This is a genomic window from Pseudoalteromonas sp. ND6B (genome assembly GCF_000764215.1).
GTDB lineage: Bacteria > Pseudomonadota > Gammaproteobacteria > Enterobacterales > Alteromonadaceae > Pseudoalteromonas > Pseudoalteromonas tetraodonis.
The window spans coordinates 15,512-42,489 of record NZ_JQFL01000053.1; the positions used below are offsets into that span (position 1 = coordinate 15,512).

General features: G+C 40.5%; 23 protein-coding genes and 1 tRNA gene. 6 read left to right on the forward strand and 18 right to left on the reverse strand.

What is annotated here, in order from left to right; translation table 11 throughout:
* Window position 1 precedes the first annotated feature (1 nt).
* The gene (locus ND6B_RS07380) at window positions 2-817 is read left to right on the forward strand and encodes a DUF2797 domain-containing protein (RefSeq protein ID WP_033103716.1); all 816 of its coding nucleotides are present in this window, start codon (window positions 2-4) and stop codon (window positions 815-817) included.
* Here ND6B_RS07380 and ND6B_RS07375 read toward each other — a convergent pair.
* A complete protein-coding gene (locus ND6B_RS07375) occupies window positions 790-3,318 on the reverse strand; it encodes an EAL domain-containing protein (protein ID WP_033103749.1) in 2,529 nt (842 codons plus the stop codon). The genes ND6B_RS07380 and ND6B_RS07375 overlap by 28 nt on opposite strands.
* A 77-nt stretch (window positions 3,319-3,395) precedes the next feature.
* On the opposite strand from ND6B_RS07375, the gene ND6B_RS07370 reads away from it, so the two are divergent.
* Entirely contained in the window at window positions 3,396-3,695 is a 300-nt protein-coding gene (locus tag ND6B_RS07370; RefSeq protein ID WP_028835587.1) for a DUF4144 family protein, read from the forward strand.
* Here the strand turns inward: ND6B_RS07370 and ND6B_RS07365 are convergent.
* From ND6B_RS07365 to ND6B_RS07335, 7 genes are all read right to left on the reverse strand, one after another.
* On the reverse strand, window positions 3,675-4,598 hold the full coding sequence (locus tag ND6B_RS07365; protein ID WP_033103750.1) for a histone deacetylase family protein: 924 nt from the start codon (window positions 4,596-4,598) through the stop codon (window positions 3,675-3,677). The genes ND6B_RS07370 and ND6B_RS07365 overlap by 21 nt on opposite strands.
* Window positions 4,599-4,701: 103 nt before the next feature.
* Window positions 4,702-6,243, reverse strand: coding sequence for a serine hydrolase (locus tag ND6B_RS07360; protein WP_033103717.1), 1,542 nt, complete (start codon window positions 6,241-6,243; stop codon window positions 4,702-4,704).
* A gap of 27 nt (window positions 6,244-6,270) precedes the next feature.
* Window positions 6,271-6,765 carry a gamma-glutamylcyclotransferase family protein gene (locus ND6B_RS07355; protein WP_013465973.1) on the reverse strand — a complete coding sequence of 165 codons (495 nt, stop codon included), beginning with the start codon at window positions 6,763-6,765 and terminating at the stop codon, window positions 6,271-6,273.
* Between the two features lie 12 nt (window positions 6,766-6,777).
* The gene (locus ND6B_RS07350) at window positions 6,778-7,404 is read right to left on the reverse strand and encodes a LysE family translocator (protein ID WP_024601704.1); all 627 of its coding nucleotides are present in this window, start codon (window positions 7,402-7,404) and stop codon (window positions 6,778-6,780) included.
* A gap of 2 nt (window positions 7,405-7,406) precedes the next feature.
* Complete coding sequence (locus ND6B_RS07345) at window positions 7,407-8,189, reverse strand: hypothetical protein (protein ID WP_033103718.1); 783 nt, start codon at window positions 8,187-8,189, stop codon at window positions 7,407-7,409.
* Window positions 8,190-8,192: 3 nt separating this feature from the next.
* Window positions 8,193-8,663: a CreA family protein gene (locus ND6B_RS07340; RefSeq protein ID WP_013465976.1), complete on the reverse strand. Its 471-nt coding sequence runs from the start codon at window positions 8,661-8,663 to the stop codon at window positions 8,193-8,195.
* Between the two features lie 185 nt (window positions 8,664-8,848).
* Window positions 8,849-11,869: a TonB-dependent receptor domain-containing protein gene (locus tag ND6B_RS07335; RefSeq protein WP_033103719.1), complete on the reverse strand. Its 3,021-nt coding sequence runs from the start codon at window positions 11,867-11,869 to the stop codon at window positions 8,849-8,851.
* Between the two features lie 315 nt (window positions 11,870-12,184).
* Here ND6B_RS07335 and ND6B_RS07330 point away from each other — a divergent pair, with 315 nt between their 5' ends.
* Window positions 12,185-14,305 (forward strand): winged helix-turn-helix domain-containing protein, encoded by a 2,121-nt coding sequence (locus ND6B_RS07330; protein WP_033103720.1) that lies wholly within the window; start codon window positions 12,185-12,187, stop codon window positions 14,303-14,305.
* 161 nt (window positions 14,306-14,466) lie between these two features.
* A complete protein-coding gene (locus ND6B_RS07325; RefSeq protein WP_013465979.1) occupies window positions 14,467-14,796 on the forward strand; it encodes a 5-carboxymethyl-2-hydroxymuconate Delta-isomerase in 330 nt (109 codons plus the stop codon).
* A gap of 86 nt (window positions 14,797-14,882) precedes the next feature.
* On the opposite strand, the gene ND6B_RS07320 is transcribed toward ND6B_RS07325, so the two are convergent.
* The 4 genes from ND6B_RS07320 to ND6B_RS07305 all read right to left on the reverse strand — a co-directional run bounded on the left by ND6B_RS07320 (window position 14,883) and on the right by ND6B_RS07305 (window position 18,167).
* Window positions 14,883-16,760, reverse strand: a complete 1,878-nt coding sequence (locus ND6B_RS07320; protein WP_033103721.1) for a methyl-accepting chemotaxis protein — start codon at window positions 16,758-16,760, stop codon at window positions 14,883-14,885.
* A gap of 260 nt (window positions 16,761-17,020) precedes the next feature.
* Window positions 17,021-17,097 (reverse strand) — tRNA-Ile (locus ND6B_RS07315).
* A 277-nt stretch (window positions 17,098-17,374) separates the two neighbouring features.
* Entirely contained in the window at window positions 17,375-17,533 is a 159-nt protein-coding gene (locus ND6B_RS19955; protein WP_008466367.1) for a YqaE/Pmp3 family membrane protein, read from the reverse strand.
* A gap of 64 nt (window positions 17,534-17,597) precedes the next feature.
* Window positions 17,598-18,167 (reverse strand): BON domain-containing protein, encoded by a 570-nt coding sequence (locus tag ND6B_RS07305; protein ID WP_033103722.1) that lies wholly within the window; start codon window positions 18,165-18,167, stop codon window positions 17,598-17,600.
* A 313-nt stretch (window positions 18,168-18,480) separates the two neighbouring features.
* Between ND6B_RS07305 and ND6B_RS07300 the strand changes: the two genes are divergently transcribed.
* Window positions 18,481-19,146, forward strand: coding sequence for a LiaF domain-containing protein (locus tag ND6B_RS07300; RefSeq protein WP_033103723.1), 666 nt, complete (start codon window positions 18,481-18,483; stop codon window positions 19,144-19,146).
* Between the two features lie 46 nt (window positions 19,147-19,192).
* Here ND6B_RS07300 and ND6B_RS07295 read toward each other — a convergent pair whose 3' ends face one another.
* Window positions 19,193-19,609: a VOC family protein gene (locus tag ND6B_RS07295; protein ID WP_024601699.1), complete on the reverse strand. Its 417-nt coding sequence runs from the start codon at window positions 19,607-19,609 to the stop codon at window positions 19,193-19,195.
* Window positions 19,610-19,845: 236 nt separating this feature from the next.
* Between ND6B_RS07295 and suhB the strand changes: the two genes are divergently transcribed.
* A complete protein-coding gene (gene suhB / locus ND6B_RS07290; RefSeq protein WP_010391751.1) occupies window positions 19,846-20,649 on the forward strand; it encodes an inositol-1-monophosphatase in 804 nt (267 codons plus the stop codon).
* A 50-nt stretch (window positions 20,650-20,699) separates the two neighbouring features.
* Here the strand turns inward: suhB and ND6B_RS07285 are convergent, their stop codons facing one another.
* The 5 genes from ND6B_RS07285 to tgt form a co-directional block, all read right to left on the reverse strand.
* On the reverse strand, window positions 20,700-22,487 hold the full coding sequence (locus tag ND6B_RS07285) for a GGDEF domain-containing protein (RefSeq protein ID WP_033103724.1): 1,788 nt from the start codon (window positions 22,485-22,487) through the stop codon (window positions 20,700-20,702).
* A 132-nt stretch (window positions 22,488-22,619) separates the two neighbouring features.
* Window positions 22,620-23,567: a protein translocase subunit SecF gene (secF, locus tag ND6B_RS07280; protein WP_013465987.1), complete on the reverse strand. Its 948-nt coding sequence runs from the start codon at window positions 23,565-23,567 to the stop codon at window positions 22,620-22,622.
* 9 nt (window positions 23,568-23,576) lie between these two features.
* Window positions 23,577-25,436, reverse strand: a complete 1,860-nt coding sequence (gene secD / locus ND6B_RS07275; RefSeq protein WP_013465988.1) for a protein translocase subunit SecD — start codon at window positions 25,434-25,436, stop codon at window positions 23,577-23,579.
* A gap of 19 nt (window positions 25,437-25,455) precedes the next feature.
* Window positions 25,456-25,791, reverse strand: a complete 336-nt coding sequence (yajC, locus tag ND6B_RS07270) for a preprotein translocase subunit YajC (protein WP_010391747.1) — start codon at window positions 25,789-25,791, stop codon at window positions 25,456-25,458.
* A gap of 26 nt (window positions 25,792-25,817) precedes the next feature.
* Window positions 25,818-26,945: a tRNA guanosine(34) transglycosylase Tgt gene (gene tgt, locus ND6B_RS07265; protein WP_028835575.1), complete on the reverse strand. Its 1,128-nt coding sequence runs from the start codon at window positions 26,943-26,945 to the stop codon at window positions 25,818-25,820.
* Window positions 26,946-26,978 lie beyond the last annotated feature (33 nt).

Here is a 26,978-nt window from a genome sequence, read left to right on the forward strand (position 1 = left end):
GATGCAAGGTACACTGCGTAAATTAAAGTCGAGCTTAACAGAACCCGTTCAATATCATTTACCTGTAGGTGATGAACTGGTTGATTTAAATGCTTTAATAGGTAAACAATTGACTCTCACTTTTAGTGGCACAATTTTGTGTTCTAACTGTGGTAAAAAAACTAAAAAAAGCTATTCTCAAGGGCATTGCTTTGTATGTATGCGCAAGCTTGCAAGTTGCGACATGTGTATCATGAAACCTGAAACCTGCCATTACGATCAAGGCACCTGCCGCGAGCCACAGTGGGGCGAAGAAAACTGCATGATCCCGCATTATGTGTATCTAGCTAATACATCAGGTTTAAAAGTAGGCATTACTCGCCACACCCAAATACCTACCCGTTGGATTGACCAAGGGGCAACCCAAGCATTACCTATTTTTAAAGTACAAACTCGTTTACAGTCGGGCTTAGTGGAAGTGGCGCTCGCTCAGTTTATTGCTGATAAAACCAATTGGCGCAATATGCTCAAAGGACAAAACGACGTTCTTGATTTAAAAGCAGCGGCTGCTGAGCTTATTCCACAAATTAGCGAAAAACTAACAGAGCTGAGTGAATTATTTGGCGCAACCGCTATTGAACAGCTTGACCAAGACGTTGTGAATCTTGATTTTCCTGTAAGCGAATACCCAAGTAAAATTAGCTCATTTAACTTTGATAAAAACCCCGTTGTTAGCGGTATTTTACAAGGCATTAAAGGCCAATATTTAATTTTTGATAGCGGCGTTATTAATATTCGTAAGTTCACCTCTTATGAAGTGAGTGTAGGTACAGAGTAACCGTTAGTAGCTTGGTTATAAAATGCTATCCATTGCTGCTGCGTTAATGGATGGCAATAATAATAGCCCTGAATAACATTGCAGCCTATTTCGACTAAGTGTGCCTCTTGCGAGGCATGCTCAACGCCCTCAGCAACCACATCCAATCCTAAACTTGTCGCCATGGCTATAATGGCCGCCACAATTTGGCTATTGCCATACTCATCAGGAATCTTAGCAATAAAGCTCGCATCAATTTTTAATGTGTTAAACGGTAATTTGGTTAAATAACTGAGTGCAGAATACCCCGTACCAAAATCATCCAGCGCAATATGCACGCCCAGCGCTTTGAGCTGTTGTAGTTGCTCTTTTGCCTGTGAAAACGAGCTAATAAAGCTGCTTTCGGTCAGCTCAATTTCAAGTAAGCTGCCAGGTAATTGGTAACGAGTAAGCATCGCTTTAATATTATCAGCCAACTTACCTTGGCTTAAATGACACGCAGAGACATTAATCGCTAAACGTCCGGCATCAATCCCCTGCGCTTGCCAAAGGGTTAACTCTTTACCTGCTTGGTTTATAACCCATAAATCTAAACGCACCACTAAACCTAGCTCTTCAGCAAGCGGAATAAACTGCGCTGGTGAAATAGTGCCTAAATCAGGGTCATGCCAACGCAGTAGTGCTTCAGCTCCCATAATCAACCCTGTTTTTAAACATTGCTTAGGCTGAAAATAAAGCTCAAACTCATTATTTTCTAGCGCATGTTGAAAGCGACTCATCATCGCTAAACGCTCTAAAGATCGTGCATTCATTGAGGGTTGAAACAACTGAAACGAATTGCGACCGACATCTTTTGAGCGGTACATGGCAATATCAGCATGCTTTAATAATGTTTCACTGTCCAAGCCATCATCAGGGTAAACAGCCGCCCCTATAGACGCGGTAACACCAACCTCAAAGCCTTCAAGCTTAAACGGTGTATTTAAGTGATTTAAAATACTCTCAGCAAGGGTGATAGCGCCTTCGACATTGTTTATTTCGCACAATACAATAAACTCGTCCCCCCCTAATCGCGCCAGTGTATCTCCCTCATTGAGGGTGTTAATAATGCGCTCAGAGACTAATTTTAATAAGGTATCACCGGCATTATGGCCTAAGCTGTCATTCACCTCTTTAAAACGGTCAAGGTCAATAAACATTACCGCTAGCATCTGTTTATCTCTGTGCGCTGAGGCCAGTGCCATAGAGAGTCTATCGTTAAATAAACGCCGGTTAGGTAAGCCAGTTAGCTCATCAAAATACGCTAACTGCACCACTTTTTCTTCTGCGCTTTTTCGCTCAGTTATGTCACTAAAAATAGCGGCGTAAATCACATCACTATGACTTGGCTCTTTTATTTCTATAATACTGAGCCACTCAATATAAATATCGCCAGATTTTTTACGATTATGAATTTCCCCCTGCCATACCCCTGTTTTGGCAAGCGAATCCCACATTTTTATATAAAAGTTTTTATCATGACGCCCTGAACTCAACATATTGGGTCGCTTACCTATCACCTCATATTCTTTGTAACCGGTTAAATGGGTAAATGCGGGGTTTACTTGCATAATGACGCCGTTAGCATCAGTGATCATGATGCCATCCAAAGAGGAGTCGATAATTTTATTGGCTAAAAATAAGTTACGCTGCGAATGCTGCAATGCAATATCACGCTGCTGAAGTACTTTTTCAAGCTCACAACAATAAGCCGTTTCAATTTCATTAATTAAGTTTTCAAGCGATAATACACCGTTAATTTGATTATTTTCGCTTACTACTAAATGTCGAATGTTACTTTCAGACATCAACCTGTAAGCATCAAAAAGGCTGTCTTGGGGGCTTATCTGATAAAGGGGGCGACTGGCTAAATCCCAACAAACAAGATGATTGTGCTGCTCGGTGATGAGCTTAAGTAAGTCGCGCTGGGTAATAATGCCATGGGCATTTTCATCCTCATTAAACACCAAAATCACTTTCTCTGCATATTCACGCATCATGCTCACCGCGTCATTGATTGCCAATGAACTCGGTACTATCCGTATGTTTTTATTATATTGATCATTAATAGGTCTAAATTGTAAGTAATGCTCTAGCCCTTGATTGTTTACAATATCCGTAATGCTGATCACGCCGCTGGGAATGTCATTTGTATCGGTTACTAACAAATGCCTTACACCCTGCTTATTAAACACCATGGCCGTCTCGGTTAATAATTGTTGGCTGGGCACACTCAATACAGGGCTCGACATAACGCTTTCAATCGCTAACTGCCTAAGTGAGCGATTAGAAAAGTTAAGTGTTAAACAATCGGTTTCAGTCCATACGCCTATTATTTGTTGCTGTTGTTTTACAAAAATAGCGCTAACATTGTGCGCTCGCATTAGTTTCACCGCTTCAATTAAAGGGGTATCCTTAGCGCAGGCGATCACCTTATTGGTAAAAACATCGCATACTTTTTGATAGCGGCTAGTGTGAGGCATTGCTTCTACTTCCAAAATTAAACCAATTAATGATTATAAATTATTCAGTAAAAAAACAATTTGATTTAGGACAATAGATGAGCATCAGTTACCCACAAATTATTATTTATAATAATGAAATTGAGCTAATAGAGCACGCCAATGATTTACACGACTTTATTTACACTATGGAAGCAAGTGAACAGCAAAAAGTCATTATTTTAGATAAGGTTAGTGGCTATCAAAGCTTAAGCGGCCATTCGCTCACGGCGCTCAGTGCAAGCCAATTAGCAGAGCTAGTAAAAGAATATTTAGCAAAAGAAGGGCAATGCTGCTTAAGTAAAATAGAGCAGCTAACTCCAGATCAGGCATTCAGGTTACTCGCCGAAATCAACTAGCGCTTTAACGTGTGCAATCGCGCTGCGCCCGAGGGCCGACAGTGAGTATCCTCCCTCTAAATAAGAAATAATACCTAAACAATGATGCTGTTGGCTAAATTGCGCTAACTGCTCAGTAAGCCATATATAATCACTTTCAACAAACTTAAGACTGGCCATGTCATCTTCTAAATGTGCGTCAAATCCCGCGCTTATAAAAAGTAGCTCAGGCTTAAATTCTGTTAATTTTGGTAGCCATTGCTGCTCATAAAGTGCTTTTAAATCAGCACCATCACTAGCTATCGGTAAAGGTGAATTTACCAGTGTGGCGTTATTTTTAATGGCGGTATTAGGATAAAATGGATATTGAAATAACGAGCACAGCAACACATTTTCATCATCCATAAAAATATCTTGAGTCCCATTGCCATGGTGTACGTCAAAATCAACAATGGCAATGCGCTTTACCCCTTTGCTTTGTGCATATTTAACCGCAATCGCAAGGTTATTAAACACACAAAAACCAGAAGAGCTATCTCGGTTAGCGTGATGCCCTGGCGGGCGTACTGAACAAAACGCAGCGTCTAACTTACCCTCTAAAATCTCATCAACAGCGAGTAAGCCTGCTCCGACTGCACGCTCAATGGCCTTTAAAGAGTCGGGGCATAACCACGTATCTCCATCTAGATCGCTGAGCCCCTCAGAGGGGATCATGTCTTCTACATGCTTAATATGCTGCTCACTGTGCGCCAATAAATAATGTTCGCGCAGTGCTTTAGGGGCTTGTTTTTGCTCTATAGCCACATCCAGTCCACTAGCAAGTAAACGGTCATTAATCGCATCTAAACGCTCAGGGCATTCTGGATGATCTTCAATCATTTTATGTTTACGACAGTGAGGATGAGAAATAATCGCAGTGCGCATAGCTAACTCCAAAAATAAGTTGCTCATCAAGTATAACAAAGCCACCTTGTGGTGGCTTTGCGACTTTGGTTGATACTAAACGACTCTTTAACCAAAGTTATGGTTATTTAGCTTTTAAGTCGAGGTTTCTAAAATCAAAGCTAAAGTCGGTTACCTGCGTTGAAACTGCATTCATTTTCGCTGATTCTACGCGGTTATCGGCGCTCATAGAAAAGCGAATAAAGGCATCTGCCTCTAATAACTTTTCATCCCACTTCACAATAAAAGTATTACCTGTGTAATGCTTTAGCTCACCTTTAAGGCGTTTTGTATGGGTAAAATCAATGCGTAATTTACCATCTAGTTCTTCAACGATTACATCGCCATACCAATCATCATGTAATGTACCGGTGTAGTTTATATTAGGCAATTGCGGTTGAATATCTGTTGGCGCTTTTGGAGCGGCGTTAGCATAGACTTTTTCTTTACCTGCAAAATGCTTTTTAGCTAACTCTTCAACCCAATCTTTATCTTCAAGCTCGAGTACATCTTCAAGTACTTCATGAGTCACTGCCGATAATGCAGAAAATGCTTGTTGGTTGCTTAATATCACAATCCCCACGTTTTTTTCTGGTAATAAAGTCACCTGCGAGACCATACCTAAAATGCCGCCACCATGTGCCAGCTTTTTAACGCCGTGGTAATCTTCTATACTCCAACCTAATCCGTAGCCTCTAAATTGTTGATGATACGCTTCATAGGCACTTTTAGATGCCATTGATGTAATATGTGGATGCCACATTTGTGCTTGCTGCTTTTCACTAAATAGCTGCTCGCCATTAGGCATTTTGCCACCAGCAAGTTGAGTACGGAGCCATTGGCTCATATCATTTACGCTTGATGCAATGGCGCCTGCCCCTCGAAAGTCTTCAAGGTAATTAACAAAAAAAGGATGCAATTTGCCATCCATTGGGATGTGTCCGATCGCCCAGTTTTTGTTGTTTTTTGCGATACGCGAAAAGCCAGCGCGCGAGTTGGTCATATTTAGTGGCTGTAGAATATTTTTTTCAATGTAGTCGTTCCAGCTCATCCCCGATATTCGCGCAACAACTTCACCAGCGGTAACAAACATTAGGTTGTTGTAAGCATATTGACTACGAAAACTGCTCGCAGGTTTTAAATATTTCAGCCCAGATAAAATATCGGCTACCGATTTATCTGTACTTGGCCAAATCATTAAATCGCCTTGACCAAGCCCTAAACCGCTACGATGACTAAGTAGATCGCGTATGCGCATTTCACGAGTAACGTAAGGGTCGTACAATCTAAACTCAGGAAGATGGTCAATTACGCGGTCATCCCAGCTTAACTTGCCTTCATCCACCAGCTTAGCCAATGCTGCACTGGTAAATGCCTTGGTATTTGAAGCAATACCAAATAAAGTGTCTTTATTCACCTTGCTATTCGTATCAAGGTTGGCAACACCAAAGCCTTTAGCGAATACAACTTTGTCATTTTCAACAATGGCAACGGCCATTCCGGGTACATCAAAACGTGTCATTGAGGCGTTGATCACCTCTGAAATTTTATCGGTATCAACCGCTGCAGAGCTCGTAAACGCCCAGCCAGCCAATAATGCGGCTGTGGCTAATTTTTTTAGTTTCATAGTGTTACCTTAGGTTATTATTTTTGTTTAGTCTTGATGAACCGCAAATTCTATTTCGGCGCGCGCTTTATTAGTATCTTGCTTACTCGGGTAAGCTAAAATGCGTTGACTGTAGTGTTCGGGTACGCCCGCCTCAAGTGCGCCGCGGTATACATGCTGCACGTACCAATCATAAGGTAGCAGTGTGTCGTCATGTGTGTTTGCTATGTAGCAGTGTACATTAATGTCATCGTCATCTAGAAGGCTCACGGTTAAATCAACACAGTCGTAATTAGGGCCTTCAATTTTATCTAAGATCTCTTTTTCGGCTTCATTAAGCTGATACACCACCCCATATACCACAGCATCGGGTTCATTGGTGGGCACAATAGTGCATTTACCTGAACCATCTGAAAAGGCCATATTAAAGGTTAACTTATAGCCCTTTAAAAGTGCCGTACCCACACGTTTTGCATTAGGTAAACGTGCCAATAAACGATTAGATGACATATTAGAGCCAAACGAAAAATTATATAATGCCATACTATTCCTTCTTTAAATAACAACTCGCACAGCCAGTGCGATTAAAATAATGCCAATGCCGCGGTCGAACCAATAACCACTTTGCTGAAAAAAATCACGTACACGCGCTTTTGATAACAATAGTGATAAAATAGAAAACCAAGCCCAGGTAGCAAGCGCCATATAAACGCCGTATCCCATTTGTATTATTACCGGTGTAGTTGGGCTAATCACCAAGGTAAACAACGACATAAAAAACAGTGTTGCCTTAGGGTTAAGTGCATTGGTAAAAAAGCCACGTCGAAACGCACGCCATGATGACTCAGCTGCAAGGCTGGGTTTTGCAGTCGGTTCTGATGAGGTATTTGTAGGTTTAGCAGCGCGCAGTGCCTGCACGCCTAAATACGCTAAATACGCGCCCGCTATATATTTAAGCGCCATAAACAACGCAGGTGATTGAGTTAACACCAGCGCAACTCCCAATACACAATAGGCTATGTGTAATAAAATAGCCGCACCAACACCTGCACTTGTCCATAAGGCATTGCGCCTGCCGTGTTGTACACTTTGTTTAAGGACTACCGCAAAGTCGGGCCCAGGGCTTGCTACCGCAAAAAAATGAGCCACCGCAATTAATAAAAATTCATCGATATAGTTCATACTTAACTGGCTTGCTCTGGCGAAAAAGCCAATAATAATGGGTTAGCCGATTGATTAACCAAGGCTTTTATTTCTTTTTGCGCTTTTTTAAATTGGCCTCGTAAATGCGGTTTTAAATGTTTTTTAGAGTGTTTATCTTGCTTAAAGTAGCTCACTAACGCATGCATAAATACGGTATGCGTTTCACTGAGCGCCGCTTCGCGATTTGCATACGGGTTATAACATGAGCCACAGCTACCTTTAAACTGGTACACGGTATTGCTCATCATTACCCCAAAGCCTAAAAAACATGCCAAGGCATCAGTGGCTTGCGGTAAATACTCTTTACCACCTGGGGGCAGCACCCCTACGTGATGAATTAATATGGTGGCAAGCGTACCGGCAAAACTCGCCACTAAGTCTTGCGGTTGATTAATTTGATTGGGATTAAACGACACATTAATAGTATGACTGGCTGGTACTATTAAATGACACTCTTCGCCACGTAAATGCTGACTAAATTCAAAGTGTGGAAACACCTGTGGTTGTAATTGTTGCGGTGCAACCAAGGTTACTGGCCATTCATTCATACCAGCGTATTGCTTAACACGCGCAAACACTTTGCTGGCCATTTCCTCAATACTTGAAACCGAGTCAGGAAAAAACTCAACCGTTGGCAAAATAACTTGGCTGTGTTTGGTAAAAAAATCCAAATCAAAGTTTTCTGCTGCCCATATAAAGGTATCAACCAGCCATTGTTGTTCTTGTTCTGCCAATAAGGGCTTTGATTTAAATAGAGTTAACATAAACTACTCTTGCCCCTTCGCCCATTGCCATGCTTGTGTATTGTATAAAGGCACCGTAGAGAGCGCATGATGATGACTGCCCGTAGACTCTTTCGTTGAGTATGATAAATATAATAATGTATGGGTTTTAGCATCATAAATACGGCGCACTTTTAATGACTTAAACAAAATACTCTTAGATGATTTAAACACGACTTCACCGGATTTACTGCGGTCGATAGACTGTAATTGGTCTGGCGTTATTGGCCCGGTTTGACGACAGGCAATCGACATATCTGATGGGTCTGAAAAATCTAAATTCGCCTCAATATGGCTAATATGACAGGTTACACCGGTCACTAGCGGGTCTTGCTGTGAATTAACCACCACATCTTTAGTGGTAAATAGCCCAAGACTCACTGAGGCAACATCATCAGAACACCCTGCAAGCCCTGCTAAGCATACAATTAAACCACCCATTTTGAGATACTTCATAGCAAGTCCTTCGTTCATATTAAAAATTAAGTTACGCCTTATACTAAACGCTTTCACCGCGATAAAACAAATTTTATCCACCAACTCAATACTGTAATGGTTTAAAGGGTATTTCGCAGCAAGATACACAATAAAAAAGGCACGCCCGAGGGAGTGCCTTTGCAAACAAATACAGCTAAAGGTTATTAAAAGCTATATTGTGCACCTAGATAAACATAACGACCGGCACCGCCGCCGTAGCCACTATAAAAGTTACCACGACCACTTGGGTAAAATGCCCCTTTGTCGTCAAATACATTGTTAATACCGCCAAATACACGTAAGTCACTTTTATCAGTCAGTGCCAGAGTGTAAGACGCTGATAAACTATGCTTTAAAAATGAGCCATAATCTTGATACGCAAGTGGCTCTGGGTTTGCAATACAACCGGCATCGCCCGCAGCACAGCGCTCATCGTTTGCAGCAACATACTCAAGGTAGTCTTTCTCATCTTCTTGGCTTGCTTTAAACGCGCCTACGTAATTTGTACGCCAGCGGATACGTAAATCATCTATTTTCCATACAATCGACATAGCGGCTTTATCTTTTGAGCGCCCATAACCTGCATACTGTGAAGTAACACTGTTACCATCTAACCCTTCATAGGTTTGCGAGTTTTCAATAATGTGATTGTAATCAAGCTTGAATGACAAGTTGCCATAGCTGCCGATGTCATATTTGTAAGTTGCAACCACATCGTAACCGCGCGCAGTTAACTCATCCAAGTTATATTCACGCTGTAGAATTTTTACAATGTTACCTTCGTCGTTACGGGTAATATCGTTACAGTATTCGTTATCACTGCCCCACGCAGCCTCTGAGTCATAACATTCGCGCATGATGTTTTCGTTACTTATTTCATCAATTGCATCAACAATGGCAATATCGTAGTAATCCACCGCTAAGTTAAAGCCATCTAAAAACTCAGGAGATACAGTAATACCAAAGGTATAGGTATCGGCTGTTTCTTCTTTTAAGTTTGGATTACCAGTATTTGGCGAGTAGTTATTGTCTTCACTTTCAAATTCAAAGTTAGGATCATCAGCTAGCTTTTGTGCCAAGGTTGGCTCTAAACGACAGTTATCGTGTCCTGGGTTTGTTGATGTTGCTGTTAGACCATCACAAATATCATCAAATGAATCAAAATCGCCGCGAGGGGGTGATAATAATTCCGTGATAGTCGGCGCACGCTGTGCACGTGCATAATTGGCACGTAACATGTACCCATCAATTGGTTGCCATAAAAGGCCTAGCTTATAACTGGCAACAGTGCTGATATTATCAATGCTGTAATTTGCTAAACGCAGCGACGTTTCTGCCGACAAACTTTTAGCAAATGGCGCATCTTTAAGTAGTGGCACTGCAAGTTCAGCAAATGCCTCATACACTTCTACTTCACCGTAAAAAGAAGGCACAACATTAAACGTAATACCGCCCGCTTTCATATCATCACTGGTATCTAGGCTTTGTGAGTCTTTACGGTACTCTGCACCAAATACTGCAGACACATTACCTGCTGGTAATTCGTATAGGTCACCAGTGATATAACCCATTACCGTATATTGTTGAATCTCAGTATCAATAATTGGGTTAGTACGGATCCAGTCAGCCATTTCAGGGGTAATAGACCCTTCACCAAATAGATTAAGCGGGACACATCCTTGCGCTCGCGCTTCGGCGTCTTTACATTGAATAGTGCCATCGGCTAGCTTTTCAGCTTGCAGTGCTTGATTAACACGTACCGTGTTTAACTCGTTACTACGAATTTGATGTTGCTTGAATTGCCCGTATCCAGCAGAGATATCCCAATCCCATGTATCATCAAACATCATGCCCTGTAGGCCTGCCCAAGTTCGGATGGTCGTACGGTCGTTATCAGTGCTGATATTACCTACTTCACCAAAGCGACGATCCCAATAAATACGGTCTTTGTATGGGTTGCTGTCAATAATTTCTTGTGGCACGTATGGGTTATCAATAGGAATGTAACCGGGCGCAATATCATCGATAGGGTCGCCAGTCACTGGGTCGTAGCGAGGTACGTAAGCCCCTTCGTATTCATCTTCAGGTGACTTATCGTTGAACGAGCCACTTTTGCTGTATTGAATTTGGAAGTAGCTCATAATGTCGTCTGTTACATCATAATCTACTTTTATCGCGGTCGAAAAGTTATCACTAGGTACATCAAGCATGACGTATTGTGACGAATTTATACCATAAATTTCTTCATTACCTTTCCAGTCATCACGCAGCGTTTGCCCGTCATACCAAAACTGGGTATCGTTTCGGCTGCTTTCTAAAAATACACCGCCTAAGGTACCATCGCTTTTGCTTGCCCAATCAGCTTGTGTAATACCACTCATACACTGATAACCATCGGCAGTGTACATTTGATTACACATCAACTCATCATCGTAACTATGCGCGGCTTCTATTTTGGCGCGGTCACGGTCGTAAAAGGTCATGCCAAAATCACGATCCCAGTTTGAGCTGACAAATACATAACCGCGGTCATCAGCAAATGACGTTCCGTAGTTTAAATCAAGCGTAAACTCACGACCGCCACCATCTGTTGTTTCACCGCCACGGGCTTGAAATTCAAAGCCTTCTTTTTTTGACTGGGTAATAATATTCACTACACCGGCTACCGCATCGGCACCATAAGTGGCCGATGCACCACCACTTATAATTTCAACGCGCTCCACCATGCCACTTGGAATGGTATTTAAACTCACATAGTTACCACCATAACTATTTGATACCACACGGCGGCCATCAATAAGCGTTAGCGTTCTGTTAGCGCCTAAGTCGCGAAGCTGCACCGTTGATAAACCGGTCCCCGAAATACTTGATTGGCTGGTTGTGTTACCAATACTTTCGCTCAGTGCAGGCATGTTATCGATTAATACATCTGAAAGGTTGCCTAGGCCTGTATCCTGAATCGACGCTCTATCCATGGTTACCAGCGGGGTTGTTACCGAAAAACTATCACGCTTTAAACGCGAACCCGTTACGGTTATTTTTTCTGGTGCTTCTTGTACTACTTCTTCGCTTGCTTTAGCCGTTGATTGACGAGCAATAGCCTCGTCATTTGCTATTGCATGCCCAGATAAACTGGCTGTTATAGCCAATGCTAAAGCGCATTTTTTTGTTGATATATTACTCACAAACTTCCCTTATTATTTATTATTCCATTAGTACAAATCGTTTTTGATTAACTTTTTAGTTATTAAATTTGTTTTGTACCAATTGGTTTATTTTACTAATAACATGTTGTAAGTAATCGTGAATAAAAGCACAATGAGAGGTGTCTCGTTTATATCCCTATTTTATATCTATTTAATATCTATTTATTTATAATCATACACTTAAGGTTTTCGTGTTAGAATGATGTAAAATCGAATGTTAACCAACTATCGCTTTATTTTGCATTAAACACTGCCTAGTAACGTAATTAATCAAGAGGTTTAAATACACAAACTATGAATACTCAACAGACATTTTCAATTGGAAAATGCCAAATATCGGTGTTTGAAAATAAGCTGTTTTGTGCCGATAAAACCTGTGTATTACAACCTAAATTTATAGAACTACTTGTTTACTTGGTAGAGTGTTATCCAAACGCAGTGACGCGTGAGCAACTAATAGAGAATGTGTGGGGTGGTAATCAATATGTGGGCGAAAAAGCACTGACAAATGCCATATGGCATCTTCGTAAAAGCTTTAAAGAACTCGACCCCGACAATACCTATATAGAAACACTGCGTAAAACGGGTTACCGCTTAGTACAAAAACCAACAACGCCAGAGCCTGTTAATAGCATTAACAATACGCCGCTTCGCTCTGGGTATATTTACGCTAGCGTACTTGCTATTGTTATATTATTAGGTAGCTATTGGGGTTATAGCGCCCTTTTTGAAAACGCAAAGCAGCCACTTGCTCAATCGCAACATGCAGCACGTTTGTACGATTACATTGAAACAATTACCACCAGCCCAGGAAGAGAGTTGTTTCCGGCTATTTCTAATGACAGTCATTTTTTAGCGTATTCGTGGCGTCGCCCAGGACACAAAGCTAATTTATACTTACGTGATCTTCATTTACCAGAGCAAGCTGCAATAGCACTTACCGACACCCCATTCATTGAGGGCAGAGCGGTATTTAGTCCTGATTTAACGTTTATTTATTATTACCGCCGTATAGCTGCTCAAGGTTGTGAAGTCATTCAGCAAAATATTGCCTCGGGCAATACCACTGTTTTAGGGCTGTGCGGTAATAAAACAAGTACCGATATAGACATTAATGCCACAGGCACTAAGCTGGTTTATATTAGTGAAGATGAAAAAAATAATAATCTTACCCAGCTTAACATTGTCGATTTAACCTCATCGCCATACACAGTTACTCAAGTCCCTTGTACGTCGGCATGCCAATATACCGATGAGTCGGTCGTGTTTTCACCAGATGCGACACAGCTGGTGGTATCGCGTAATTTACCAACGGGTTTTGAAGAATTATTTTTAATCGACATAAAAACAGCTCATGCCAAGCAATTAACTTCAGGTTTTGTTGATATGAGAGGCGTTGATTGGCACCCTAATAAGCCACAACTCGTCTTTTCGGGTGTTAAAAAAGGCAAGCGCCAAGGTTATTTTTATAACCTTAAAACACAACAAATGATCAATGCGCACATCGATGGGTTAAGTTACCCAGAATATGCACATGATGGCAGTTTGTATTTTCATCAATGGAATATCGACTCTGCATTAATGCGTGTAGAAACCAGTAATGCGGTTGCAAGTTCCCCTTTTCCGGTATTATCAAGCGACTTTAATACGCGCTTTCCTGATTACAGTAAAGCCAGAAAAAAGTTAGTTTTTGTATCTAACGAATCGGGCTCAATGGAATTATGGACTGCAAATCAAGACGGCACCTCACGAAAACAGCTTACTAATCTCAGTGCAAATATTTACAACCCGGTGTGGTCACCTGATGGTAATTACATTGCCTTTGTTGCTTCTCATCTTGGTGAGCATGCGCTATACCTTTATGACTTTAACACCCAATCAAGTCAGTCATTACCCACAGGCTTTAGTTACCATGGAAAACCGAGTTGGGCTGCAGATAGTAAAAGCCTATTGGTAGCGAATGATAAACACGTTTATCGCTTCGACTTAAAGGGCAATAAACTCGCACAGGCCATAGATTCACCAACACTATACGCTTATGAAAACAAGCAAGGCGCTTTAATTTTTGCAAACCAAGCAACCAATCAGTTATGGATAAAAGACCCAGATAGCCAAACTGAGCAACCACTTGTTAGCGAAATTAATTTATCAAATCATAATTCGTGGTATTTTTTTGAAGGCGACACCTTAGCGCAATCGCGTATTTACTATTTTAATGTAAAACAAGGTGATTACCGTTTGAGTTATTACGACTTCTCAACCAACAGCCATCATGACGTAATACGCCTTCCCGAACGCGCATTTAGTCGCACCTCTGGCTTAACCTTTATTACAAATACCAACTGGCTTGTGTACTCTTCGTATAAGTCACCACAAATTGACATAAAACGTATCAACCAAAAATATTTGCCATAATAAATCTAAAATTAAACACGCTACAGGTCTTGTAATTGCTTAAATAGTTTATTGCTAAAAATATGTTCAAGCCACATTTTTAAAAATTAAGCGTTATGGGGTTAGCGTGTACAAACCCGTTTGGTATAATTAAATAAACCAATCTAAAGAGGATACGTTAAATGCCACACATTATTATTGAACACTCAGAAGATCTGCCTTTACTACCTCAAGTTCTTGTGGAAAAAATCCATACAACAACGTTTGAAAGTGGCTTATTTGATTTAGAAACAATAAAGACTCGCGCTATTGCTTATCAGCATTATCAGTTAGGTGTGGGTAAAGAAGGGTTTATTCATATTGCGGTGCATATTATGGCTGGGCGTTCCATTGAGCAAAAGCAACTACTAAGTGAGCAATTACTAGCCTGCTTGCAAACGTATTGCAGAGCCTCTGACAGTTTAAGCGTAAATATTTACGAAATGGATCACGAGATTTACCGTAAAAACTAACCGCCATTACAACATCATAGTTATAGGCGAGAACTCTATAACTATGATGGTTTCCTCGCTCAACTGATTTTTTAATTAAATCGTGTTTAAAGCGTAAACTTACCCAGTAAATCCCTTAAAATATTCGATTCTTTATTTAAACCGTTACAAAGATGCTCTGACTTTTTCATATTTTCTTTGGTTTGCTCTGCCGAATCAGAAATCATCACAATATTTTGGCTAATTTCTGAGGTTGCTAGTGTTTGCTCTCGCGTTGCAGTAGCCACTGAGTTGTTTAACTCGCTTAGTAGTACAATTTCCTGTGAAATACCATTTAATGTATGGCCGGTTTCTTTTAAGCGCTCGGCATTTTCTAGGGTGTTTTTGCTGCCCAATTCAATCGCTGTTACCGTGCTTGACGCTTTAGCATTTAACGAATCAATCATCTCATTAATTTGCTCCGTAGACTCCGCGGTACGTTGCGCAAGCGTTCTTACTTCGTCAGCAACTACCGCAAAGCCACGGCCCTGCTCACCCGCTCTAGCAGCCTCAATAGCCGCATTTAACGCCAATAAGTTAGTTTGCTCGGAAATCCCTTTAATTACATCTAATACATGAGAAATTGATTTAATCTCTGTCGAAAGCTCTAACACCGAGGCCACAGAATTGGCCATTGACGCTTCCAGTTGTTCCATTTGTTTAATCGTGCTTTGCACAAACTCAACCCCTTTGTGCGTCGTTTCTTCGGTTTTAGTAGCAATATCTGCCGCATTACTGGCACTACCAGAAATATCCTGAACCGTAACCTCCATCTCATTAACGGCTGCCGCCACCGTTTGCGTACTCGATGATTGCACTTCAGCTAAATTTGCCGCACCTTGCACTTGCTCAAGCACATCTTGGGAAATACCTTTAACATGAATTGCCGACTCAGAAACCTGTTTGAACATATAATGTAACTGCTCTAAAAACAGATTAAACTTAACCGCTAAGTCTGAAATTTCATTATTATCATCAGTAGGGAGTCGCGCTGTTAAATCGCCATCTTTTTCTGTTAACGCATTCACTGCTGCAGTAATGTTTTCGATTGGCCTAAATATTTGCCCTACCAACACGCGTGCTGACGCTAAACCAACAAGCGCAATAATTACACCAAAAATGATATTAGTATTAATAGCACTATTAATTGCGCCATATAATTGCTCTTGGGGAATTTCAGCAACTAGATGCCAACCTAATGAGTTTACAGGCGTACTTGATACAACATAGTCATCACCATCAATTACTTTACTTTGAATTGCCCCATTTTTAATCGGCGCCAAGTCAACAGATTGCCCTATTTTAGTTTTATTACCATGCAGCATAATCTCGCCACTACCAGAGACCAAATAAACAATGCCGCCCTCACCTATCCTATATTCACTTATGAGATCCACCATAGAATCGAGCGAACGGCCTATTCCGGCAATTCCTTGTCTTTGCCCATCAAGCTCAATGGCATAATTAATAAATACCATCACCTCAGAGCTACCTTTATCTATGTCGAGCGCTACTTCAAATGGTCTATCCGATGCTAAAAAAGCATCAAACCAAGTATCACTACTGTCTATTTGCCTAGAAATACCTTCATCGGTGTAATAATTGCGGGAGTTTTTAGAAATAATGTATGCGTTACTGGCTTGGTTTTTATTTTTTATATGTTTGAGGTAATCAATGAATTTACCTCGGCTTTGCGCATCTTCATTATTATTCATCCATTGTTGCACAAATAAGTTTTGCGCTATTTCTTTGCCAACAATAATAGGAGTCGATAACTCTAATTCGATTTGGCTTTTCACTTCACTAAGCGCTGTTGGTAAATCTACTTTGGCTAGTTTTTCTTCTGTATTTGAGCGAATACTATTTGAAAATATTAGAGTAGATATTGCTAAAGGAGCAACAACAGCCAAAATAAGGCTAAGGTATACTTTTCGTTTTAATAACATAGAGCACCTAAGGGGTAACAAAGCGGTATTTTATATACTGCACACAATTAACAGTAGCGACATTAAAGGTCATAAAATAAAGATTTTTATAATAAAATCCCATAACACTTTAATAGTAGATTCAACTGTGTTTATTGCAATGTATTCAATAAAATTAATAAAAAAATCAGTGCGCTGATAAAAATACAATAGAAGTAATAGAAATGAAGTTTTATAAACTAGGAAGGTGAGTTTCTATTTACTTGGAAAGCTTTGAAAAGTGGTGGCCCCTCCCAGACTCGAACTGGGGACCTAACGATTATGAGTCGTGTGCTCTAACCAACTGAGCTAAGGGGCCATCTTTGTATAACTGTAAGCAGTTAATTTTTGAAGCGTTTAGCCACAGAGCGACTAAAGCGGGTTGCAGTATAAAAAGTTTTTAGGGGCTTGTCACTAGCAAAAAGCTTTATTTTAACAATCAAGGGGCTAACTGCTCAAATAGTAAGCTTTGAGGTTTTGTTAGTGATGAGTTTTGTAAAACAAATCCATTTATTAATAGCAGCCTGAGTAACTAATACACATACCTTTGGGAGCACTTAGCAACTCAGTATTAAATGTCCTGCTATGCTGCTACATTATTTTTTGGCAATAATGTAAATCGCATGAATTAATCCAGGGAAATAGCCGAGCAAAGTTAGCAAAATATTTAACCAAAAATGCATCCCTAGTCCTACCTGTAAAAACACACCCAGTGGTGGTAATAAAATAGAAAAAATAATTCTAATGATATCCATAATTTAATCCTTATAATGTTAGCAAAGCAAAAAGCCCAGCAGGGCTGGGCTTTAGTATAGTGTATTATTCTGCAATAACAGTTAATTCATCAACTACCTTGCGAACATCTTCAGCGTTTTTAGCAATTTCCATCGCTAATTGCTTTTCAGCATCAGACTCAACTGTACCTTTAAGAGTTACCACACCATTATCGGTATCAACATCAATGTCTGTACCACCTACTTCAGAATCAAATAAGTAACGTGTTGTGATCACTGTAGTGATTTTAGCATCTGTTAAATCACTTTCAGTGTCGTTACCCATCATTTTAGAATCATGCTTCTTCATGTCGGTGTTTTTTACCACAGTTAGACTGTTTTCAACGTCAGTTACACCATCTAGGCTTAGTACGAGTTCTTCAGCAAGCTCTTTATCTACTTCGCTGTTTACTTTACCTGTTAGCATTACCTTGCCGTTTTTTACGTCCGTGTTGATATCAAAGTTATTTAGATTGGTGTTCATAAGCAATACTGTTTCTGCTTTCCCATCAATCCAAGCATCTTTGCTTTCGTTTTCCCAACTGCTTGCCTGAGCGCCCATTGCGGTTGTTCCTAATACTAGGGCTGCAATCATAGACTTATTAAATGTTTTCATAATCGTTCTCCTTTTGATTAAAGACACTTAAGCTAATGCGAGCATCGGGCCAACATTTTTTAACCTTTAATTTCAATAGGTTAATTTAAAATAGTAGATATTGGCTTAAACCTACTAAGTAAACATTTACAGACTATTGCGTAAAAGTTTCTCGAATAGCGAAACTTACTAAATAATTGTATATTTGGTTAATCTTTCGTTAATATAATAAAGAATCAAAAACCCAAAATCATAAACCACTGAATTTAAACAATTTAATATTTGGTATAAGGCTTGCTTTGAAATAACCAGCAATCATAAAAGGATAATTTAAATGTCTGTTAAAATTGAAGACCGCCCTATTGAGCAAGTTCGTGAGCAAGTGATTGATCAGCTCATTTATAACTACAGCCATGGTGTTATTTCTGTAGAAGCATTTGAAAGGCGCTTAGACGACGCCATGGCAGCGAGTGACAATAAAGCACTTATGGATCTCGTTGAAGATTTAACCTTAAATACTGACCAACAATATAAGGCGCAAAAGCACTCTCAGTTTGCACCTAATTATAGCGCGCAGCATGAGACTGATGAAGAGCCACTTACATTAAGAAGCATTCTTGGTTCGAGTGAACGAAGCGGCCAATGGGTAGTTCCTCAAAACATTTATATAGAAAACTACATGGGGTCAATCAATCTTGATTTTACGGATGCTATTTTTACCCATCAACATGTCACTATTCACGTTAATTGTTACTTTGGCAGCGAAGAAATATATGTACCAGAGCACGTTAATGTAGTTTCTAAAATGTTTTGTATTTTAGGCAGTTTTGAAAATAAAACAGTGTCACTTAATAAGCGCCAAGGGCCAACGATTCACATTGAAGGAAAAACTGTTTTGGGCTCTGTGGAAATTAAAGTTAAGCGCACTATTAAAGAAAAATTTATTAGCTTTGCAAATGATCTAAAAACTCAACTTGGCATAAATGGTAAACATTATTAAATATGCTAAACATTGAATGAAGCCATAATCGTTGGCTTCATTCATATTATAAGTCGTTATTTCGCTCACTAGGTACATCACTCATGTACTCTACAAACTCAACTTCAAACCCTGCAGGGTCAATATAATAAATGTTTTTTCTAAATGGATTTACAGCACCTTCTTTACTTATTGCAAAGCCCGCATGTTTTAGGCGCGCTATTACTGCATTTAAGTTATTGGTTACATAGGCAAAGTGTGCCAAACCAATTTGATGTCCTGATAGGTTGCGGTTTTTCCCTTCACCGTGATCGCTTATAGCAATATATTGATCGTTATCACCAAAATGTACCCAGCGCCTTGCTTTACCATACCAAGTTCCTTCCCCCTCACTTCTAATTGACCAATAGGGAAACGCTGCTTGGTAAAACTTAAGCATGGCGTTTATGTCACTAACAACTAAATTTACGTGTTCTAATTTCATAACTTTCTTCCTATTAATTGAATATAGAACATCATAAAACCTCAAGTTAACTTTAGGTAAAGCGCTAATTTACAAATTTATTGTCTGTTTTTATTCCGATAAATATATTGAAAGATCATGGCTGTACAAAAAACACTCACAAGTATTTAGGCTTTATGGTTTACTTTATGGCAAAAACCGCTAAAATACGCCGGCTTAAATATATAAACGTTCTTTTACAACCCAAAGGTAATACCATGCATCCAATGTTAAACATTGCGGTTCGCGCTGCGCGTAACGCAGGCAAGCTTATTCTTCGTGCAAGTGAAGACTTATCAAAAGTTGAAGTGCAACAAAAAGGCACTAATGATTTAGTTACGAACATTGATAAAGAAGCCGAAGCCGTAATTCGTGACACTATTTTACGTTCTTACCCTGATCACTGCATCGTTGGTGAAGAGTTAGGCGAACACAAAGGTAAGGATGCTGATTACCAATGGATTGTTGACCCACTTGATGGCACAACTAACTTCATCAAGGGTATCCCTCATTTCGCAGTATCTATTGCACTTAAAGTTAAAGGTCGTTTAGACCAAGCCGTAATTTACGATCCAATTCGTGGCGAACTTTTTACCGCTTCTCGTGGTCAAGGCGCACAGTTAAACAGCAAACGTTTACGTGTATCTAAAACGGTTGAACTTGCCGGTTCTGTTCTTGCAACAGGTTTCCCTTTCAAACAAAAACACCACTTAGATGCCTATTCTGAAGCGTTTAAAGCATTATTCGTACATACCGCTGATATTCGTCGTGCAGGTTCTGCAGCACTTGATATGGCGTATGTTGCAGCGGGTCGTGTTGATGGTTTCTTTGAAATTGGTTTAAAACCGTGGGATACAGCAGCAGGCGAGCTATTAGTTAAAGAAGCTGGCGGCATGGTTGTTGATTTTGCTGGCGGTAATAACTACAACGTGAGCGGTAACGTTATTTGTGGTGCACCTAAGCTAACACAAGCGATTGTTCGTGAAATGCGCCCAGTATTATCTGAGTCGTTATTACGTTAATCGTAATACCGCACTAAAAAAAGGAGCCGAGGCTCCTTTTTTGCTTTTTGTTAGCCACTTTTTTTACTATTGGATAAACGCACAACAGCGGGTGCAGGCCTTCTTCGATTACAAATAAATAAGTAGCTGTGACGATAACGTTTTGCTTCTTTTTTAGCATCTGTGGCTAATGCCGCTACTTGATGGCTATTTTTACACTGCTGCAGATCCGGCTCAACTAAACCTATCGATAATGTAAGTAAAGGTACAAACTGCTTTTCGCCCTCTCGATTAGTTGCCCAATACCCTTTTCCAGCAATATGCTCTGGCGTAAAAAATACGCGTGACTGCAATTCAAATTGCGTGATAATGGTATTACAAACCTCCACCGCATCTTTTTTTTCAAACACCACCATAAAGTCATCGCCACCAATATGCCCGACAAAGTTAGCGCTGTGCGCACACGCTTTTACAGTCACATCGGCCAGAAGTTTTATCACGCTGTCCCCACTGGCATAACCATACAGATCGTTAAATTGTTTAAAATGATTTAAATCGATATAAGCTAGTGAAAATGGCTGTTTATGTTGCAGACGCTGCTCTATTACTTCACTAATTGCCACATTACCCGGTAACATGGTCAGAGGGTTAGCATGTTGGGCGTGGCGGATTTTTTCAGCGGTAATGTGCTTTAATATGTCCCTGAGCGGTGCCAAACCTAAATATTTATTATTACTTGTGATAACAATATGGCGACGAATATCAAAGTCTTGCTCTGTTATTTGCTGAGAGACAATATCAAGCATTTGATTTTCATCAACCACCAAAGGCTGTTTATCCATTAACTCAGTGACTTCACATTTATCATAAAGTGCATGCCCGTATGGCGCGGCAAACACTTCTGTTAGCTGATCTTTGTGTAACAGCCCTATTGGCTGCTGATTGCTATTTAAAACGGGTAAGCTAATTATGCGTTTGTCTTGCTCAAAAAGGGCATGAGCTTCTTTACAACGCGTATGACTGCTAATGGCAGGCTGAGCAACAGCAAGCACCCCGATAGCCATTGATTGTTCAAACTTTGAACCTGCTTGAGTCGATGTAAATGCTTGTAACTGCTTACAGTTATAGTCATAGCTTGGTTGTTGGCTGGGTCTTTCTAACAAAAATCCCTGAACATGACTTATGCCTATACTTTTAACTAAATCGAGTTCTTCAGTACGCTCAATTCCCTCAGCAATCACCGCTGTATTTGTTGCCCGCGCTAACACCACAATTGATTTTAGAAATTCTTTTTTAACTTCGCTTTGATCGCAATGATCAATAAAGTAACGATCAATTTTTACAATATCTGGGCATAACTGCGACCATTGCTTTAGACCGGAATAACCTGCACCAAGATCGTCAATAGCAATAGTGAAGCCTAGCTCTCGATAATGAGCAATGGTTTTTAACAGTAAAAAGCCATCATCTACTTTTTCTTGTTCGGTGACTTCAATCACCACACGATTAGCCGCAAGACCAAACTGTTCAATTAAATGTAAAGTTTCGCCTTTAGGGTGGCTCGGATCGAGTAGAATTTTTGGGCTGACATTTAAAAATAACTTCCCTTGTAGATTTAGTTTTACAAAGTTTTCTATGGCGCGAGAACGGCATAAAAGCTCAAGCTCTGAGATCAATTGATATTTATGAGCCGTTTCGAATAGCTTATTTGGCATCGCTAATGGGCTATTTTTAGGGCCTCGACTCAGCGCTTCATACCCAATAATAGATTGCTTAGTTATATCAAAAATAGGTTGGAACAAGGTTGTTATTGCCCCTTGTTGTAAAATTGACTCTAAGGCTTTACGTTGCTCAGTCACTACTAGCTCTGATCAAAATTAAATAAGAGTAATAAAATATCAAGCTCGTATGACAATTATATGTCTTACACGCTAAGCAATAAAAAACCGCTCACAAGGAGCGGTTTTTTAAAAAGGATAATTTAATCTCAATTAAGGCATTGAGTCTAAATCGGCACCTTCTTTTTCAATCACCTCTGGTATTAAATCTTCTTTACTTACGCCCATGGCAATAGCCACCGAGCTGGCAACGTAAACTGAAGAATAAGTACCAATAAATACACCAAATAATAGTGCGGTAGCAAAGCCATGAATAGTTTGGCCGCCCCATACAAAGAGTGCAATCAATACTAAAATAGTGGTAATTGATGTAACTAAAGTACGATTAAGTGTTTGCGTAAGTGACAGGTCAATAATTTCAATGGTGTCGTCAATACGTACTTTACGGAAGTTTTCACGGATACGGTCTGATACAACAATGGTATCGTTTAGTGAGTAACCTATCACGGCGAGTATTGCAGCCAAAATAGTTAGGTCAAACTCTAAACCAAGCACCGAGAATAAACCAATCGTAATGATTACATCGTGTAATAGTGCCCCCACCGCACCTACAGCAAAGCGCCATTCAAAGCGAAATGCCACGTAAATTAAGATACATATAAGCGCAGTTAACATGGCAAGGCCACCCTGCTCTTTTAAGTCTTCACCTACGCTTGGGCCTACAAACTCAATACGGCGCATTACTACGCTATCATCAGCTTGTTTAAGGGCAGCAATTACTTGGTTACCAATCACTTCTGCTTTTACATCATCACCGCGAGGGGCTAAACGGACCAGTATTTCTTGGCTTGAGCCAAAAAGCTGCACAGATGCATCAGCAAAGTCGTTTTCAGCCAGTACATTACGTACTTTTTTCAGATCGGCAGGTTGTGAAAAACCTACCTCAACTGCTGTACCGCCGGTAAAATCTAAACCGAAATTTAAGCCTTTAACAAAAAGTGACGCCAGCGACGCTATGATTAATAACGTAGAAAAGCCCATTGCCACTTTTCGAAGAGACATGAAACGAAGGGTTTTTCCGCCCAATCTTAAAATTTGCATGTCTGCTCCTTAAATTGAAAGTTTATCAACACGTTTACCACCAATAAATAGGTTGATCACCGCACGGGTACCTACAATTGCTGTAAACATAGAGGTTAAAATACCAATTGCTAGGGTTACCGCAAAGCCTGCAACAGGACCGGTACCAACAGCAAACAAGATAATCGCCGCAATTAATGTGGTGATATTGGCATCAAAAATAGTACTAAAGGCGCTATCGTAACCAAAATGAACCGCTTGTTGAGGGCTGCGGCCATCAGCGAGCTCTTCACGAATACGCTCAAATATAAGTACGTTCGCATCAACAGCCATACCAACGGTTAGTACAATACCTGCGATACCCGGCAGGGTAAGCGTTGCACCTGGAATTAACGACATTACACCAATAATAAGTACTAAGTTGGCAGCCAGTGCGATATTCGCAACAAGACCAAAACCTTTGTAGTAAATAAGCATAAAGGCCAGTACAAATGCAAAACCTAAGGCTACAGCGGTCATACCTGCTTCAATGTTTTCTTGACCTAGGCTTGGCCCAACCGTACGTTCTTCTACTATTTGAATAGGCGCAACCAGTGCACCCGCGCGAAGTAGTAAACTTAAGTTATGTGCTTCAGCGGGGTTATCAATACCGGTAATACGGAATGAACGGTCAAGACGCGCTTGAATGGTTGCTACGTTAATCACTTCTTCCACTTTAATTGGTGGAAGTGCTTTACCTTCGCTGTCTTTTTTACCCGATGGCTTGTACTCAATAAACACGGTAGCCATACGTTTACCAATAGCACGTTTGGTGAAGGCATTCATTTTTGCCCCACCTTTACTATCGAGTTTAATGCTTACTTGTGGACGCTGGTATTCATCTGCACCTGACTGCGCGCCAGTAATATGGCTACCTTCAAGAATAATGCGCTTTTTTAGTACCACAGGATAACCATCACGGCTCATGATCATTTCAGTACCCGGTGGGATACGACCTTGAGCAGCGGCGCTTATGTCAGCATTTTCGTCAACTTCACGAAACTCAAGCGTGGCCGTAGCACCTAAAATTTCTTTAGCGCGAGCGGTATCTTGAATCCCTGGTAATTGCACAATAATACGTTCAGCACCTTGGCGCTGTACGTTTGGCTCTGCAACCCCAATTTGGTTGATACGATTACGAATAATCGTTTCGTTTTGCTTGATAGCATAGTCACGAATTTCTTTTAGCTTTAGCTCACTCATAGTGGCAAAGAATGCGTTATCGTTACTGCTATCATCAATGTAAACGTTTAATGGGTAACGGCTTTCTAAAAAGCGCTCTGCGGCTTCTTTATCTTCTTCGTTACGCATTTCTACACGCATACGCTCTGAGCCTGCTACACGGCGCACACTACGATAACGTAGTTTTTCTTCGCGCAGGTCGCTACGAAAATCTTGCTCCATTTGCTCAAGCTGATTATCAACCGCAGTGACCATGTCGATTTCCATGGTGAAATGTACACCACCACTTAAATCTAGGCCTAACTTCATTGGGTTACCGCCAAGCGACTTTAACCAAGCCGGTTGTGCAGGAGCCATATTAATAGCTGAGATATAATCGTCACTAAGTGAGTTACGCAATAAGTCTTGCGCTTTTAGTTGGTCTTCAACGTTTTTAAAACGAACAAGAATTTGCCCGTCTTCGAGTTTCGTCGATTTAGCGCTGACGTTATCTTTTTTGAGGATTGCGTTTACTTTGTCTACAACACTGAGGTCGACATCGGTGCCTTTAGCGCCAGAAACTTGTATGGCCGGATCGCGGCCATACAAGTTTGGTGAAGCATATAAAAGGCCAATGGCTAACACAGCTAAAACAAGTAAATACTTCCAAATTGGAAACTTGTTTAACACGGGGCCGTCCTTATTATTTTTATAGCGACTTCATTGTGCCTTTAGGCAGTACAGCAGATACTGCTGATTTTTGTACAGTTACTTCTGCTTGCTCATTTAATGAGATCACGATGAAGTCTTTATCTTCAGCAATTTTTACGATTTTACCCACTAAACCACCTTGGGTTAGCACTTCATCGCCTTTTGCCATCGCGCTCATTAAGCTTTTATGCTCTTTTACGCGCTTTGCTTGCGGGCGGTAAATTAAAAAGTAAAAAACCAAACCAAAAATCGCTAACATAATTAGCATTTCCATACCGCCGCCTGCTGCAGGTGCGCCAGCGCTTGCATGTGCGTTTGAAATAAATAAACTCATAATACTTCCTCTTTAATTTTTAAATTTTAATTTGTTGTATCAGCTAGCTCTGGCACTTCTTGGCCTCGGCGAGCGTAAAAATCGTGTACAAATGTCTCTAGTTGACCTTCGCTAATAGCATTACGCAAACCTTCCATAACACGTTGATAGTATCGTAAGTTATGGATAGTGTTTAGTCGTGCGCCAAGAATTTCGTTACATTTGTCTAAATGATGCAAATAAGCACGCGAATAATTCTTACAGGTATGGCAATCACACTCTGGATCAAGTGGGCCAGTATCTGTTTTATGCACTGCGTTACGGATTTTTATGATGCCAGTAGTAATAAATAAGTGACCGTTACGTGCATTGCGCGTTGGCATTACACAGTCAAACATATCTATACCACGGCGAACCGATTCAACTAGGTCTTCTGGCTTGCCAACACCCATTAGGTAACGCGGTTTGTTTTCTGGCATTTTATAAGCACAATGATCAAGAATATTAATCATTTCATGTTTAGGCTCACCCACCGATAAACCACCGAGTGCATAACCATCAAAACCAATCTCTTCAAGGCCCGCTTGTGATTGTGCACGAAGCTCAGGATACATACCGCCTTGAATAATACCAAACAATGCTGATGGGTTGTCGCCATGCCCTTCTTTAGAACGCTTAGCCCAACGAAGAGAAAGCTCCATAGAGTCTTTGGCTTCTTTTTCGGTGGCAGGATATGGCGTACATTCGTCAAATATCATCACGATATCTGAGCCAAGATCACGCTGCACTTCCATTGATTTTTCTGGCGACATCATAATTTGGTCACCATTTACAGGCGATTGGAACATCACGCCTTCTTCAGTGATTTTACGCATTGCACCAAGGCTAAATACTTGGAAACCGCCTGAGTCAGTTAAAATTGGGAAGTCCCAATTCATAAAGTCGTGTAAATCACCATGCTGTTTAATGATTTCAGTACCAGGGCGCAACATTAAGTGAAATGTATTGCCCAAACAAATTTGTGCACCCGTTGCTTTTACTTCATCAGGTGTCATACCCTTAACCGTGCCGTAAGTACCTACAGGCATAAACGCCGGTGTTTCTATTACACCTCGGTCAAAAATCAAGCGGCCGCGGCGCGCTTTACCATCAGTGCAGTCTAATTCAAATTTCATAATATCCTCTGTGTCGGAAAAACAGTCCAACAA

Bases quoted from the DNA above. Each gene is read 5' to 3' on its own strand.
- ND6B_RS07380 (WP_033103716.1), top strand. From the start codon at position 2: ATGCAAGGTACACTGCGTAAATTAAAGTCGAGCTTAACAGAACCCGTT.
- ND6B_RS07375 (WP_033103749.1), bottom strand. From the start codon at position 3,318: ATGCCTCACACTAGCCGCTATCAAAAAGTATGCGATGTTTTTACCAAT.
- ND6B_RS07370 (WP_028835587.1), top strand. From the start codon at position 3,396: ATGAGCATCAGTTACCCACAAATTATTATTTATAATAATGAAATTGAG.
- ND6B_RS07365 (WP_033103750.1), bottom strand. From the start codon at position 4,598: ATGCGCACTGCGATTATTTCTCATCCTCACTGTCGTAAACATAAAATG.
- ND6B_RS07360 (WP_033103717.1), bottom strand. From the start codon at position 6,243: ATGAAACTAAAAAAATTAGCCACAGCCGCATTATTGGCTGGCTGGGCG.
- ND6B_RS07355 (WP_013465973.1), bottom strand. From the start codon at position 6,765: ATGGCATTATATAATTTTTCGTTTGGCTCTAATATGTCATCTAATCGT.
- ND6B_RS07350 (WP_024601704.1), bottom strand. From the start codon at position 7,404: ATGAACTATATCGATGAATTTTTATTAATTGCGGTGGCTCATTTTTTT.
- ND6B_RS07345 (WP_033103718.1), bottom strand. From the start codon at position 8,189: ATGTTAACTCTATTTAAATCAAAGCCCTTATTGGCAGAACAAGAACAA.
- ND6B_RS07340 (WP_013465976.1), bottom strand. From the start codon at position 8,663: ATGAAGTATCTCAAAATGGGTGGTTTAATTGTATGCTTAGCAGGGCTT.
- ND6B_RS07330 (WP_033103720.1), top strand. From the start codon at position 12,185: ATGAATACTCAACAGACATTTTCAATTGGAAAATGCCAAATATCGGTG.
- ND6B_RS07325 (WP_013465979.1), top strand. From the start codon at position 14,467: ATGCCACACATTATTATTGAACACTCAGAAGATCTGCCTTTACTACCT.
- ND6B_RS07320 (WP_033103721.1), bottom strand. From the start codon at position 16,760: ATGTTATTAAAACGAAAAGTATACCTTAGCCTTATTTTGGCTGTTGTT.
- ND6B_RS19955 (WP_008466367.1), bottom strand. From the start codon at position 17,533: ATGGATATCATTAGAATTATTTTTTCTATTTTATTACCACCACTGGGT.
- ND6B_RS07305 (WP_033103722.1), bottom strand. From the start codon at position 18,167: ATGAAAACATTTAATAAGTCTATGATTGCAGCCCTAGTATTAGGAACA.
- ND6B_RS07300 (WP_033103723.1), top strand. From the start codon at position 18,481: ATGTCTGTTAAAATTGAAGACCGCCCTATTGAGCAAGTTCGTGAGCAA.
- ND6B_RS07295 (WP_024601699.1), bottom strand. From the start codon at position 19,609: ATGAAATTAGAACACGTAAATTTAGTTGTTAGTGACATAAACGCCATG.
- suhB (WP_010391751.1), top strand. From the start codon at position 19,846: ATGCATCCAATGTTAAACATTGCGGTTCGCGCTGCGCGTAACGCAGGC.
- secF (WP_013465987.1), bottom strand. From the start codon at position 23,567: ATGCAAATTTTAAGATTGGGCGGAAAAACCCTTCGTTTCATGTCTCTT.
- yajC (WP_010391747.1), bottom strand. From the start codon at position 25,791: ATGAGTTTATTTATTTCAAACGCACATGCAAGCGCTGGCGCACCTGCA.
- tgt (WP_028835575.1), bottom strand. From the start codon at position 26,945: ATGAAATTTGAATTAGACTGCACTGATGGTAAAGCGCGCCGCGGCCGC.